The organism is Cloacibacillus sp. An23, assembly GCF_002159945.1.
In the GTDB taxonomy this organism is placed as follows: Bacteria; Synergistota; Synergistia; order Synergistales; family Synergistaceae; genus Caccocola.
This window is the reverse complement of the sequence record NZ_NFJQ01000002.1, coordinates 159,732-173,688: the sequence shown is the minus strand read 5'-3', so window position 1 is coordinate 173,688 and position 13,957 is coordinate 159,732. Positions and strand designations below refer to the sequence as shown.

General features: G+C 57.2%; 10 protein-coding genes. 2 read left to right on the top strand and 8 right to left on the bottom strand.

Translation table 11 applies throughout. The features are described from left to right. Window positions 1-7 precede the first annotated feature (7 nt). From B5F39_RS02445 to B5F39_RS02430, 4 genes are read right to left on the bottom strand one after another with little or no spacing between them, the layout of a single operon-like run. Entirely contained in the window at window positions 8-259 is a 252-nt protein-coding gene (locus B5F39_RS02445; protein ID WP_087363476.1) for a hypothetical protein, read from the bottom strand. Beyond that, the gene (locus tag B5F39_RS02440) at window positions 237-581 is read right to left on the bottom strand and encodes a hypothetical protein (RefSeq protein ID WP_087363474.1); all 345 of its coding nucleotides are present in this window, start codon (window positions 579-581) and stop codon (window positions 237-239) included. Before B5F39_RS02440 ends, B5F39_RS02445 begins: the two co-directional genes overlap by 23 nt. Window positions 582-585: 4 nt before the next feature. After that, the gene (locus B5F39_RS02435) at window positions 586-981 is read right to left on the bottom strand and encodes a D-Ala-D-Ala carboxypeptidase family metallohydrolase (protein ID WP_087363472.1); all 396 of its coding nucleotides are present in this window, start codon (window positions 979-981) and stop codon (window positions 586-588) included. Window position 982: 1 nt separating this feature from the next. After that, window positions 983-1,537 carry a lytic transglycosylase domain-containing protein gene (locus tag B5F39_RS02430; RefSeq protein WP_158095900.1) on the bottom strand — a complete coding sequence of 185 codons (555 nt, stop codon included), beginning with the start codon at window positions 1,535-1,537 and terminating at the stop codon, window positions 983-985. A gap of 74 nt (window positions 1,538-1,611) precedes the next feature. Between B5F39_RS02430 and B5F39_RS02425 the strand changes: the two genes are divergently transcribed. Both B5F39_RS02425 and B5F39_RS02420 read left to right on the top strand, forming a co-directional pair. Beyond that, complete coding sequence (locus B5F39_RS02425; RefSeq protein WP_087363469.1) at window positions 1,612-1,854, top strand: type II toxin-antitoxin system Phd/YefM family antitoxin; 243 nt, start codon at window positions 1,612-1,614, stop codon at window positions 1,852-1,854. Beyond that, the gene (locus B5F39_RS02420) at window positions 1,851-2,228 is read left to right on the top strand and encodes a type II toxin-antitoxin system death-on-curing family toxin (protein WP_087363468.1); all 378 of its coding nucleotides are present in this window, start codon (window positions 1,851-1,853) and stop codon (window positions 2,226-2,228) included. Before B5F39_RS02425 ends, B5F39_RS02420 begins: the two co-directional genes overlap by 4 nt. A gap of 221 nt (window positions 2,229-2,449) precedes the next feature. Here the strand turns inward: B5F39_RS02420 and B5F39_RS02415 are convergent, their stop codons facing one another. The 4 genes from B5F39_RS02415 to B5F39_RS02400 all read right to left on the bottom strand — a co-directional run bounded on the left by B5F39_RS02415 (window position 2,450) and on the right by B5F39_RS02400 (window position 13,925). Beyond that, entirely contained in the window at window positions 2,450-3,115 is a 666-nt protein-coding gene (locus B5F39_RS02415) for a hypothetical protein (protein ID WP_087363466.1), read from the bottom strand. Window positions 3,116-3,142: 27 nt separating this feature from the next. Then, entirely contained in the window at window positions 3,143-3,694 is a 552-nt protein-coding gene (locus B5F39_RS14685; RefSeq protein WP_204245017.1) for a collagen-like protein, read from the bottom strand. 61 nt (window positions 3,695-3,755) lie between these two features. Then, window positions 3,756-5,360, bottom strand: a complete 1,605-nt coding sequence (locus tag B5F39_RS02405; RefSeq protein WP_087363465.1) for a hypothetical protein — start codon at window positions 5,358-5,360, stop codon at window positions 3,756-3,758. A 57-nt stretch (window positions 5,361-5,417) separates the two neighbouring features. Next, on the bottom strand, window positions 5,418-13,925 hold the full coding sequence (locus tag B5F39_RS02400) for a hypothetical protein (protein WP_087363463.1): 8,508 nt from the start codon (window positions 13,923-13,925) through the stop codon (window positions 5,418-5,420). Window positions 13,926-13,957 lie beyond the last annotated feature (32 nt).

The window sequence follows — 13,957 nt, the reverse complement described above, 5'->3', positions numbered from 1 at the left end:
TAAGTCCTTAACGCTCATCGCGCGGCCCCCTCGGACGCTTCACGGCCTCGTAGCCGGACTTGCCCGCGGCGGCAGCGAACACCACGCCGCCGAAGTATATGCCGAGCTCCATAGCGTTCGGCGGAACGTCGCGTCCGAGCGCCCACGATAGGACGAAGACGAGCATAATAGCCGCCCACGTGAGTATCGCGAGCGGCTTCGTCCACGGCAGCGAGTTGAGGTAGCCGAACAGCCTGCTAATCTTCGTCTTTTTCTCCATAGTCGCGCCTCCCTATCTCAAGTCTCTGGTCAACGATTCTGTCTATCCAGCCGCCGCCTTTATGTACAGCGACTGCGACCATCGCCGCAATTCCGTAAGAGCCTATCTTCAACTCCTGCCCCAGACATGTGACGACGAAGGCCAGGAACATATCGGACGTAACGCCGACTATAAGCTTCGTCAGCCTGAAGCGTTCTCTCCCCAGGTGTTTCTGCAAAAAATCTACCAAGCTCGTCACCATGCCGACGAGCAGAAAAGGAAACAACAGAGTAAACACGCGGCGGCAGCTCTCGAAGAAGTCGTTTATTTCCTGCTGGCTCATCGTCTTATTTTCTCTTCGTCCGTCTGTCCCAGCGGGCCCTGCGTCCGCGCACGTCGACGTGGATGCCCCAGTTGTATATGCCTATGCCTCCGTTCGCGAACTCCGGTATCTCCTCTGCAAATTTCTTCAGCTCCTCCGGCGTAAGCTCCTCGCACCATATATCCGCGGCGAGCCCCTTCACGTGCATGCTGTTCTTCTCTCCGCCCACTTTCTCGTTCCACCACGGACATCTGTATCCCGAATTGACGAATATCGCTACACCAGCAAGGTCGCGCAGTTTCTGCACGGCGTTTATAAGCTCCTGCTTTATCCCGTAGTGCAGACACTCGAAGCGGCCGCACTTGCAGGCGAACTCGGTGACCTTGAAATTCTTTGTGCTGTGAGCCATAGCTTCCTGCATGTTAAACCTCCTCTTTAAGCCATGTTTCGTAACGCCGCCACAGCGAACAGACGTTTTTCGCGTAATCCGAGGAACTACCGGCGCCGTTGTACCTTCCGGCAACAGCGCGTATTATCCTGGCGTCTATCTCTTTTTCCAGTCCGAGCGCGCGGCTGACGTTGTCGTTATATCTGTTCAGCTCTTTCTTAAGCAGCACGCCGAGATGCGCCGCTCCGAAACGGACGTTCTGCGCCGGATCACAGACTATGGCGACTACATTTCCCTGCCTCTGTTCCTCGCTCATATATCCCCAGGCAAGCGGCAGCATAAGCTGCATAAGGCCGTAGCTCGAAGCGGCCTGAGAAACGCTTATGCCTGCTTCTGCCGCTACCTCCTCGCATCTGGCTTTATATTTCTTCTCATACTCCGGCTCATAGCGCACGGCGTCCTTGTCTCCGCCGGATTCCTGCTCTATAACGGCAAGAATAAGGGCCGCCGGACATTCCGTCTGACGGCCCCAGTATTCGGCGAGTTTGCGCCACTGCGCGACTTTTTGGTTAGGCTTCCAGTCGTTCACTGTAAACGCCTCCTTTATATAGGTTATATTTCTCCTATTTAAGCTATAATATTTCTTGAAAGGATGTGACGGCTATGATGGTAAACACGGATAATCTTATTTCTATAACCGAAGCGAATCAGAATTTCTCAAAGGTCGCGAGGATGGTCGATGAAAAAGGCGCGGCTGTCATTCTAAAGAACAACGTGCCGCGCTATATCGTCATAGAGTTCAGCCGGGCAGAGCAAATACAGGAAGCCACCGACGAGGACGTTATGAGCATCTCCAAACGCCTGATAGAGCAGAACCGCGAAGCTTACGAGGTCCTCGCCAAGTGAAGACGCTGAGCAAGCGGCAGATACTCGCCCTGCACGAATACCTTATAATCGAGACCGGCGGACAGGCCGGACTGCGCGACGATGGGCTTCTTGAGTCAGCCCTCGCCGCGCCATTTGCTTCCTTCGGCTCCGAGGAGCTTTATCCGACGCTCGTACATAAGGCGGCGCGCCTCGGATTCGGCCTGGTCAAAAACCACGCCTTCATCGACGGCAACAAACGCATAGCGGCGCACGCGACGCTCGTGTTCCTCGCCATCAACGGTATAGAGCTGCGATACACACAGCAGGAGCTCTCCGACATATTCCTGAAGCTTGCAGCGGGCGAAGCACAGTACGAAGATCTGCTCGCGTGGATAAAGGAGCACGACGCATAGACACATAGAAAAGAAGAGAAAAAGCCCGGCGCAGTGCCGAGCCTTTTGTTTTTCTATATGACTGCGCAGCGGACCGGGCGCATTTCCTACAGCACTTCGCCACCGCAAGGCTCGCCAGTGTCCCACTCTTCCCAAACATATTCGTCCGCATATTCCGCAATACGCTCTTTCAAGCTCTTATGAACGCCCATATCCACAGCAGCCGCCTCCTTGCCGTTATTTTACGCCGTCTCCGTTATCTCCGTCCACTGCCAAAGCCCTTCGGTGTCCGGCGTCCAGACGCAGGCCGGCATATCCGCCTCAGCCTTGTAAAGCCTGTCGTTGTAGCTGTAGTAGCTGTCTTTCTCCACGTCCATGCCGTAGATATAAACGTAAGGATTGTCCTGCGTACCGTCCGATTCCGTGCCTGTTTCGGGGTCGACGGAGAGCGGACGGTAGACGGCAAGCATCCCCTCTCCGCTCGGCGGCTGGTATTCCTGCGCCGTCACGCCAGCTGATACAACGACTTCGTAGACTATGCCGTCGTGCTGTATCCTTCGGCCCTGCGGATATGTCTCGCCGACCGTCCAGACGGGGAAGAGCTCGGCTTTGGCGAGCAGCGCAAACTCCGAAGATGTGAAGCTCATGGTCTGTACCATGTTCGCTCGGGATTTGGAGGCGAGGACGGCGTTGGCTTCACGCTCTGCCGCCGCGCGCTCGGCTTCCGCGATTTCTTCATCGGTCGGGACATACGGTTCTTCAAGCGTCACTTCGTCGGGGTGTGCTTCGGCGTATGCGTTTATCTCGGCCCACTCTTCGGCGAACTCGCCTTCGTTGGGGACGTGATAGGGCATACCGTTTTTTTCGATAACGTAGCTGTTGTCTATGGTGCGTTTGATTATCTGCATTTATTGACACTCCTTCATCTACGCTGATTACTGAATACGCCAACAGAACCAGTTATTTGCTGAAACCTGTGCAGAAGTAGACACACTCGATATTGTAGTTCCGCCAGCGAGTACGTTTGCTAGTCCATTTACACCAGTTGGATTAGCCATACCCGCTGGCGAGTCGACACCGCCAATGAATATAACTACCCACGTGCCACCTAATGGCGTGGCAGGTTTATTGCTGCTAATTGCGGCACCCCGCCAATAACTCGCCGTAGGCTTCAGCGGTCCAGTATATACGCCGCTGGGGCCCTGCGGGCCGGTGGCTCCGGTTGCACCTTTAGGTCCCTGTGGACCCTGCGGACCGGTCGCGCCGGTGTCTCCCTTAGGCCCCTGAGCTCCGGTATCTCCCTTCTGCGCTATCTGTCCCCAGTACGACGTGTTCGTCACGGCGGTTCCCGCCGGCGCGCCGTCTTCCGCGATGCAGAGGTAGCTTGAGCCGTCCTTGATCACCATATCCAGGAAGTCGTATGCTTCCGTCTCGCTCCATGTTCCCTTGTGAAGCGGATATATCGCGCCTATGTCTATTTCCGACATTTCGTTTTCCTCCTTGCAGGTTTTCTTTTTTTGATGTTTGGACACGCTTGCGCGTATCCGTCTATCCGTTCGTAACTATGACGAGATGGTTCCCGACAAGTTTCGCGCCGGTCACGCTCGCTCCTGCAGCCCCCTGCGGCCCCGTCGCTCCGGTGTCTCCCTTCTCGCCCTTCGGTATGCCGAATGAGAACGAAAACACTTTCGCAGTATCGTCTCCGGAAGCGGTTACAGTAACGGTAGGAGCCGCAGTCGAGGCAAGCTGCGAAGCCGTCGCCGTCGGTGTTCCGAATCCCGCGGCGGCTCCGTCCGCCCCTGCCGGACCGGCGGCCCCGGTGTCGCCTTTATCGCCTTTGTCTCCCTTAGGCCCCTGCGGCCCCTGTAGATTTCCGTTGTCTACCCATTCCGTGCCGCTCCATATATAAATGGTGTAGGGCGCTGCGCTTCCGACACCGTAAGAGTCGCCTATGCCGGGAGACGTTACGGCGCCCTGCAAAGCCTCAAGGCTCGCGTAGTAGCCGAGTATCTGAAAGTCTTTGCCGGCCTCTCCCGTATCTCCCTTGTCCCCTTTGTCGCCTTTATCGCCCTTCGGGCCGGTCTCTCCGGTATCGCCCTTGTCGCCTTTAGGCCCCTGTTCTCCGGTCGCGCCCCTAGGTATGCCGAAGTTGAGCACCGCTGCATATTCGTCTCCGGAGTTGGTTACGGTCGCGCTCTCGCCTTCGTCCAATGTCGTGACGGTTCCGACGGTAACGGTCGCGGCGTCGCCTTTGGCGCCGAAGCGCATCCACACGTTTCCGTCTGCCGGCGCGACGCCTACGGTCGGCTCAGTGCCGTTATGCAGCCACCACGAGCCGGAATATTTCACGCAGTCGAGGAACGAATAAAGCGCGTCGGCCTCATAGTCTCCGACAAAGGCGATTCGCACGCGCCCGGCGTCGATTTTCTCCTCACCATCGGAGTAGACGATTATGTGGCCCGCCGTGTTTATCTTTATGTCGTCCTTGCCGGATTCTCCGTAATAGTCGACGACGAGATGATTGCCGCGGATTCTAAAGCGCCCGAAAGAAAACGGAATATAATCCTGAGCGTGTTTGCGGGCTTCTTCGGCATATTCTTCGGCGTCTGCGATAAGCTTCTCCATCTCCGCAAGAGCGGCGTCTATCTGCGCCTTGTTCTCTTCGGAAAGATTCTCCGCTATCTGCTTGGCCTCGTCGCGTGCCGCCTTAGCCTCGTCCACTGCGTCGAGCAGCGTCTGATATGCTTCGCCGGAATCCGTCTGGTCGACGGGGCCGACGACTGCGCGCCGCAGCGTCTCCGTAATCTGCTGGATCATCATCACGATAAGGTCGAACTGCGTCTCGATATCCTCGGCAAAGAACTCCCCCTGATTCAGCAAATCCAGCAGCTGAAGAACAGGCACGACGCGCATGATGATAATCTGGTCCTCCGCAGACAAAGGCGCCTCGCCCGTCCCCTCCGGCGGATAAGTCACAGTCTTCTCCAGCTCGTTAAGCGTAAAGCCGCCCGAAAGCTGTACGGACTCCTCCTCCCCGCGCTTTACCCACACCTGAAGGTGGGCCGCGTCGTACAAAAGAAACGAATACGGCCACACCCTCGTCACGCCGTTCCCCGCGTAAATATGCTTGTTTACGTCGCTCGGTACGGTCACGATACCAGCTCCTTTCGTATATAAACAGCGCCCCGCAGGATGCGGAGTGCTTCGTTCCTATTCGTCCTTCGGCTTATACCCGCCGCCTAAAATCAGATAGGCCCACGGGATAGCCTCTTCCTCATCGTAATACGCCCAGAATGCCTTCGCCGCCTGGATCATCTTGCGGTTCGGCACGCCGTAACGGTAGCCAGCGACAGTCGCCGCGCCTTCCGCCACGTCGCCCCATTCGATATCCTCGCCGCTAAGCGCGTTACCGCCTTGGCGCATCGCTATCTTAAGCAGCCGTGCCAAAGCGTCGAGACCGCCCTGCGCCGGAGTGAGCTGTACGCCGAATTTGAAATTATTGTCTATCGCGCTTCCAAACTCCCTCGCGAAGGGAACCGTAGAAAGCGGCGAAAGCAATACCCTAGCCGTCGTCCACTTCGCCCAGCTCCACATGGGGTCCTCGCCATCCTCCGGCTCCGGGCCGTTCCCGCGAAGCAGCGCCTCCGCAACGCTCTGCGCGATAAGGATATAAAAGGCGTAGCTCGCCAAGTCCTTAACGCGGTTTATCCCGTGCTCATACTTCACGCGCATGACGGCCTCGTTCTGCATCTGATACATGACGCGGAACCACGAATAAAACATCGTCGTCAGCTGCCCAATAGTCCCCGAGCGCTCGAAGGAAGTCAGGTCCGCGATAGTGGAAGCGCTCTGCGTCTGCCGTATCACGGAATCCGCGTAGGCGACCGCCTTCGCCTCGCTGCGGTAGCGTTTCAGACCTATCTTGTAACACTGAGCCCATCCCGGTACATTGCACATATTCTGGAAGAACGGATATATTGAAAGGAACATATCCGCCGCTCGGGAAATCCCGTGGTCGTTAGTCGTCCAGTTCTGCCGCAGCTTACGGACTTCAGAGTTGCCGTCGTCCATCTGCTCGCGCATAAAAGCGGACTTCTCGCGCACGAAGTCGTAAGTCCTGCTGCCCGGGTTCAGCCCGTCGAGTATGGCGAGCGCCGTATTAACAAAGCCGATACGGTGCGCCAGCGGGAAATACCCGAGAAGCTGCGAAACAGCGCCGCCCAGGTTGCCGCCCAGCGCGAACATCGCCGTCTTGCTCTTTATCCCGTTGACTATCCTGTCCCCGGAGCCGGAAGCGACGCCGTTATTCTTCGTATTCGCCGCTATGTCGTTCAGCCACTTCCTGAAATTCCTGTACCCCCTGTCGCCGTAGACCGCCGTAATGACGCTCTTCACCTTATCCAGCCGCAGGATCTTCCCGGCGTCGCGCAGCACCGAAGCCATCTCATAGTCGTGGATTACGTTGGCGACATGGTTGTCCAGCACCGAAAACGAAAGCAGCGGCGGTCGCCCAAGCACATTCTCCGCTCTAGCCTTTCTGTGTCCGCTTTTCGTATGCTTCGAGGCAAAATTCAAAGGCGCGGAAGCAAAGACCTCCTCGCGCTCATTCTGCGCCGCCGCCGTCTCCGAATAGCGCAGGTCCGTGACGATGGGATAATACCCGCCTCTGAAGGTACCATACTTAGTGACGACCGGCTTAGCCTCGACCTTCTCGATAGTCATACCGGTCATAAGCTCGTGAACCTTCTTAATCTTCGGCCACATCGTATCGAGCAAGTCCCAGACGCCCTGCACATATTCCCAGTCTTTCTGCGACATCTGCTCTTTTATCTTTTCTATATCCGCGTCCGTCCAGCCCCAGCCGTCCTTGAGGCGCGCCAGGTTGTCCGCGTTGCCCATATTGAGCGCCGCGCAGATGATATTCTCCTGTGTGAAAAAGCTCTTTTCCTTCGTTGGAACGTGATAAACCTTCCCCGTCTCGCGGTCGGTCTCGCGCTTATACTCGTGAATGCCTATATCCTTCGGCGTCATATCGGCCTTGAAGTCCTTGCCGTAAACGCGCAGCTTGAGGCTTCGGAACTCGCCGAACATACGATTCAGCTCCGCATATTCGCGACTCACAGCCTCGCGCACGGGACGGAAAAAGAAATCCTGCATCGGCCCGTCGTCCTGGAAGCCGTCCAGCCCGCGGCACATAGCCTCGATGGTATTCAAATCAAGCAGCACATCCGCGGCTACGTTCGGATCCTTGCGCGCGACTTTGATATGAGTGTCGCCGTCGACCTTATCCTTGCCGAAATACCCCTGCGCCCGCTCGACCACCGCCGCCTCAATTCCCGAAAGTTCCAGATTCTTCGCGCGCGCGATAGTCTTCTTCTCGTCGCGCCCCGTCTGCATGATGTTCTGGACGGCGTTGAAAGCGTTCTCAAGCTGATGTACGAAAAGCCCTTCGTACTTCATCTGAGACTCGCTCTGAGCTATCCAGTCGGGAATCATAAGCGGTACGCCGGCATCAGTCTGCCCCTTTATAAATTCAGAAAGAGACTTCGCCTCCCGGACGATGTCCTTCGGAGTAAGCGCCGCGACCTCTTTCTTCGTCCGCTTCGTGAAATCGAACCGCGTCAGCAGCATATCGAGCTGGTAAAGAAACTCGGGAATCATGCCGAAGGTCTGCTTCTGCTTGCGGTTCGAATACTTCACAAGCCGCGAGCGTATATACTCGGCGCGCCTGCGTGCGCGGTACATCGCGCGAATCATCTCGTGCGCATGGAGCTCCTTCTCCCGCGCCTCACGGAAGGCCTTTTCATCGAAGTTACGAAGCGCACGGTCCGCCGCGGCTCTGGAATCTTTCTCGACGCGCACCCAGCCCGTAACGTCGTAAAGCTGCTGAACAGTCATCCCTGCGACCTGATTGCGTGCGGCGGTCTTAGCGGCGTCGTGCAGTCCTTTCCTGCTGACGCTTTTCTCTATATGCGTCCTGAAGCCGCTGAGATAACGGTTAAGAGCTCGGCGCGTCCAGTCTTTGTTTTTCTGCTCGATGAAAGAAGCTCTGCGTCGTTCGCCCATAGCCTTGTACTTTTCTTCGAGCTCAGTCTTTCGCTTCTGATACCTCGCGCGTATTTCCTTGCGCAGAGCGACCGCCTTGTCATGGTTTTCCTTCATCTGTGATTTGAGCCGTTCCGCGGCGGCTTTGTAACGAGCTTTAGCCTTGCCCGTTTTTTCCTCGGCCTTTGCCTCTATCCGCCTTATCCTTTCGGCGTTGCGCGCAGCGCGGCGCTCCTGGCCAGCCACGTGTTTCTTGTATCTCGTGCGGTACTCGTCCATCACCTCGCGGCGGCCCTCCTCGCGTGCAAGGTCAAGCGGCGACTCCGGCACCGCCTCCGACATAAGCAGATTGAAAAGCCCCGCCTCTCCACCGACGCGGATGCCCATGCCGTCGAGCTCCTGCGCTATGTCGTTGAGGCCGCGCCCTTCTTTTGAGAAAAACGAAGGGCCGTAACGCTTCAATAGCGCCTGCGCGTCCTCCTGCCCCATCTCGCGGGCCACATACGAATAACGCGGCCGTCCGTGCGCGCGCATCCACCTGACTACGTTAGTACGCGAGACGGGGTCTTCGTTTTCTACCCTAGCTGCTTCGTCCGCTTCGAAAATAGCGCGGAACTCGGCTTCTGCCTCCTCCTCGCGCGCGGCAAGCTCGAGCGCGTCGTCGAAATTCGCCTCCGCTTCCGCGGCGAGCCTCTCTCCATGCTCATCGTTCTCGTAAAGCGCGGCCTCCGCCGCGGCGTCCATAGCCGCAGGCGACGAAAAAGTGTCCGTAAACTCGCGCGCGACTATCTCGCGCACTCTCGCGTCGACCTCTTCCTTTATCGTCCGCCGCCCCGCCATCGCGTCTATCATCTCATGCGCGCTCTTGAAGTTCAGGCTGCGCGCGGCGAACTCAATGTCAGTCATGCCGTCATCGGCGATACTCCCTTCCGGCATAGCCGAAAGCACCGTCTCGCTGAACATATCCACGACGGCGCCCGGATTAAGGCGAAGTTCAGGAGCCTGTTCCATCATAGCCAAAGCCCTGTACCCGGGCTCGGCAAGTACGGCCTGAAGCACCTGCGGGCGAATTTCTTCCGCGCGCTCCGCCATCTCGCGCCTGCGCTCCGGCATATCTTCGGAAAAAAGCAGCCCAAGCAGATTTTCCTTAGCGTCCTCGTATGGGTCGTAAGCAATATCATATTCCGGTTCCGGTTCGCGAACAGGCGCAAACGCGGAGTTCGCCTCGTCCGTCTCGCGCGCCTCCGCCTCGGCGGCTTCGCGACGCGCGGCCATGACCGCGTCCACTTGGCGTTCCGCGCGAAGCTGTTCTATGGCCTCGTCCGCAGCCACCATGCGGCCGAACACGCTGCGCACCTCGTCGGACAGCTCCACGTCAAGCTCCGTCAGCGTCCTGTAGATGTCGCAGAGCCACTTCTTAAAACGCCGGAACACGGAAAGCAGCTCGCGGGAATTAGCGGGGGTTTTCCCCTCCATGAGATACCGCTCGAAACCGCGCGCGAAATACTCCTGCGCCGCGCGGTCGTAGGCGGCTCCCGCTGCGCTTCTCCGTTCCATACCGGAAGAAAGCCACTCTCGGAATCCGTCAGCGGAAAGCCCGCCGCGTTCGCCTTCAGCGACGAACTGCGCCGCCTGGCGCGCAATATTCTCCGCGTTCTCGCCCCACCAGCGCGAAACAATCTTCAAATCCCTGTTCCACTCCGCCTCCGGCCCCTCCCATGCCGCTGTGTTCTGCACGGTGTCCAGCGAGGCCAGATTCCGCAGATGCCAGAAATACAGATGCGCGAACTCATGCACGAAAGTAGAGCGGTCGGCGTCCTTCCCAAGATGTATAGTTATGGGCGCACCCTGATACTGAGGGAACGTTATCGAGCCGCGGGACGGCTGAAGATATGGATTTCCCCCTCCATTGTTTGCTGGATTTGCTATAATATCTATAGTGCCGGTGTCGCTTCGGGCGTAGAGAGTTGGGGTGTTCCTTATGGAATCTGCATCGCTCGTGCCGGCCTTTATCCACATAGTATCCGTTACAAGCTGTTTTTTATTTTTACCGCGAACCTCTTCCACATAAAACGTACTGCCGTTGGGCATATTCTTGACATATATAATACCTTCGTTGCCGATTCTGTTCTTTGTGCCAAGGACGATAAAATCCGGTGAAGCTATAACCTCGGGTATTTTTAACAAATCATTTTCGGTAACGGGGATTTGACCGCGCGACCGCTCGCTCTTCTCATCGCCGTGCTGCTTAAAAATATGCCGCACGCTGCTCGTATCAATACAATGGCGGTAACCGGCAATATCAAGCCCGCGTGACTGAAGAACCGTATCGGAAAGCCACTGCTGCACGCCGCTGATAATTTCAAGGCGATGCTTTGTTTTATCAGAAAACGCTACGTCTATGACACGTTTTATTGCTTCCTTTGCCCTTTCAAACAAAGCGCCGGCCTGATAATACGTCTGCATGACATCGACGTCATTATCGTCGAAGACGACATAACTACGCCCATCCAGCTCGCCCTCATAAGTTACGCCTTTCACGCCGTGTGCGTTAAGCGTTTCGGACGCCGCCCTCGGCGAATCCGTCATAATCACGATGCCGTTATACAGCATGCGCCCGTCCATGCGTGAAAGCAACTCGTCAAGCGAAGCGACGTCTATGGCGGCCTTCTTTTCTGCCCTCTTCTCCTCGATGCGCCGTTCGTTCTCTTCCATCTTACGCGTAACCTCGGCAAGCCCATCAGTAACGGCATCCTTCTCCGAAGCAAGATATGCCTCGTCGCTTTCAAGCCGCGCAATCTGTTCCTCGTAATACATCTCGTGCAGATACTTCACTCCGCGGTCAAAACGCGCCGTATTGCCTTTTTCGACAAAAAGTCCCCTGTTTTCAGACGGCCTTTCCGCGTTGACGGTATTCAGCGCGCTGCGCCTGCTGAGCAGTTTCTGACGTTCTCTCCGCAGAGCGTCTCCCTCTTCTTCGAGAGATGCGTCCCGTCTGACCAGAGCCTTCAATTCATCGCGGACGAGAGCCAGTTTTTCGGCGGGAAAAGACTCATAAACAGCCTTCAAAGCGCTGCGGACGGTTTCCGGCTGCTCCGCGAAGTTTTTCTGTTCGTCTAGCAGAACATCATTCTCGGGAATATCCACTTTATAAAGCTGCCCGCGGCTCCGTCCCGACCGCAGCTTTTTGCGATAGCCTTCGCTGACCTCCCTGTCTCCGGCGAAATACAGCCCCCAGCCGTGAGCCTGCGCCCCCTCGCCCGTGCCGATATTCTCCGTGCTGAACCTATCGAAGCGGAACGGAGAACCGTGCCACGCTGTCTGCTGAAACGTCAGCCCCGTAACATTCCCCGTGCCGTCCTTCTCGATGACGAGCGGGAACATCCGCTCCATATCCTCGGCCAGCAGCTTCTTATTGCCCCTCGTCTTTTCGTCGAGTGCGGAATTGTACATCCCCGCGAGCCTGCGATAGGCCGCGCTGCGAATAAACGAATCCGCCGCAGCGGTCTCCGCGTCTATCCCGCTTGCCTCCATCTGCATACGGCTCGCCTCGTAGACACGCCGCGCGGAAGCTTCCTCCTCGCGGGCCTCGTCCGTCCTCGCGCCGATATTGAAGAAATCTTCGCGCCGTATCTCAGAGATGCTTTTGTCCGCAGCCTCAGCCTCGGCTAACGTCATGCCTCCGCGCGAAAAGCGTATATCTCTAGCAATGGCGTCGTATATCTCGTTTACTTTCGTTTCGTCGGACGATTCTACCGCGTCGAACAGCTTAGCGGCCGCGAGTTCCATCTCGTAGCCGGTCTGCATGGACTCGTTGTATTCGTCCTCGGTAACGCCGAGATAATCCTGCGCCCAGTCTGCGGCGCTCCCATAGTCCTCATAATTCGGAAGAAGCCCCTGCTGGAAAAGCGTCTCAACTTTTTCAGCTCCGATATAAGCCCGGCTCAGGTCTGCGTTTTCAAGCACCGCCTCCCTGTGTTCGCGGCTCATGGAAGGAAAACGCTTGAAGACCTTCGACGCGCCTATTCGTTCCTTGAAGTTGTCCATCTTCATATTGAACAGCTTCGTCTGCGCAGCCTCGAACTCTCTTCGCGTCAGCTCGCCGTTGAACCGCCCGGCGGCGAGCCCCGCGACAGGGCCGACCGCGGAAATAAGCGCGAAAGAATAAAGCGAGGACATAAAAGTATCCGTCAGCTCCGCGGTAACATCGCCGAGCCTGCGCGCGTTATAGCCGTCGAGCAGCGCGTGCTTCTGCATCTCGTCGACAGTAATCGGCACAAGCTCCTGAAAGACCTCCGTCATAGACTCTGCAAATACATTGCTTCCCCAGTAACGTGCCGCCTGCCCGTACTTCCCCATACTCGGCAGGGCCGAAAGCCTGGAGGCGATATTCTGCGAGACTGACTTCATCACAGCAGGAGAAACGACGCGGCGCGCTACGCCGGTAAAAGGCCGACCGGCGACCGTCCACTCCGTAAGTTCAAGAGCGCCGTTGACTGCTCCGACCGCCAAGCTTCCAAGCCCCGCTGCAAAATTCGAGATATATTCGCCGTCGGCTCCGCGCATCATACGCCGCTCTATAAGGTCGAGCCCCATTTCTGTCTTTGAGGCCTGGGTAAAAACTCCGGCCTTCGTACCGAGCCACCAGCCCGCCGCCGCGCCGGCGAGAACCGCCCCTCCTACGGGATTCAGCACAGAACCGGCAAAAGCCGCGGTTCCAAGCGAACCGGCATAAGCCCCAAGCCCTGCGCCGGCAGCGCTCATAAGCCCAGAAGTCCACGCTCCCTGCGCCTGCTGTCCTATGAACTTTCCCGTCTCATAAAGCATACCGGAGAGCCATCCTTCCGGCTTCTCGCGGTCGAGCGCCAGCACGCGCTTCTCAAGCTCTACCCACTGAGCCTCGCTTCCCCTGCCGAGAGAATTTGCGAGGAAAAGGTTATGCGCCTCGGTCCCGATCGCGCTCATCTCATAGCCCGAGGTGATACCTTTACCGAAAGACGTATCTGAAGCCCAGCTGTCGATTGCACGGACCGCCTCAGCTACAGTCTGAGAAACAGGCTTATCCCTCAGACGTACCAATTCCTCTTCGGAAAGCCCGTCCCAGCCGCCTCTGCCTATAGCCCTGGGATTCAAAAGCGGCAGAGAGGCTAGCATTCCTGGGCGGTCCTTCACGTCCAGCGTCGGGACCGACAACCTCGGCACAATGCGTTCGTTTCGCAGATAGGCCAGCTTATCCTTATAATTCAGCCTCAGATACGAAAGGCTGTGCGTTACGTCCTCTATGTCTGCAAGCCCCTGCACGTCGTCGTGAGCCGAAGCCATAACACCGTCGCCGGTCATAAACGAAGCCGTCACCGGAGATGCGTCGGCGAGCTTCTTCCAGTCCGGCGTGCCTTTTTCAAGCAGAGCAAGGCGTTTTTTCGCTTCATTTGCATATTTGTCGCTGCGCTCCTGCACCCAGAGCGGCACGCCCACGCGCTCCGCGTTCCACGCGCGGGCCGCCGCCTCGTCGGGATTCTCCGTAACGTAACGCTCATAACTCCGCTCAAGTTCATCCACAAGCGGATTGACCGAAGAGAGCCCCAGCGCGTGAGCCTCGTCCGCCGAAAGCGCAGGCCCGACCATAATCCCGGAATTTCCTGTCCTGCTCCTCACCTCGTCATAAATCCCCATAACGCACCTCCGACAACAAAAAAGCCGCCCAT

Excerpts from the sequence above, each read along its gene's own strand:
- B5F39_RS14685 (WP_204245017.1), bottom strand. The coding sequence starts at position 3,694 with ATGTCGGAAATAGACATAGGCGCGATATATCCGCTTCACAAGGGAACA.
- B5F39_RS02435 (WP_087363472.1), bottom strand. The coding sequence starts at position 981 with ATGCAGGAAGCTATGGCTCACAGCACAAAGAATTTCAAGGTCACCGAG.
- B5F39_RS02440 (WP_087363474.1), bottom strand. The coding sequence starts at position 581 with ATGAGCCAGCAGGAAATAAACGACTTCTTCGAGAGCTGCCGCCGCGTG.
- B5F39_RS02415 (WP_087363466.1), bottom strand. The coding sequence starts at position 3,115 with ATGCAGATAATCAAACGCACCATAGACAACAGCTACGTTATCGAAAAA.
- B5F39_RS02425 (WP_087363469.1), top strand. The coding sequence starts at position 1,612 with ATGATGGTAAACACGGATAATCTTATTTCTATAACCGAAGCGAATCAG.
- B5F39_RS02445 (WP_087363476.1), bottom strand. The coding sequence starts at position 259 with ATGGAGAAAAAGACGAAGATTAGCAGGCTGTTCGGCTACCTCAACTCG.
- B5F39_RS02400 (WP_087363463.1), bottom strand. The coding sequence starts at position 13,925 with ATGGGGATTTATGACGAGGTGAGGAGCAGGACAGGAAATTCCGGGATT.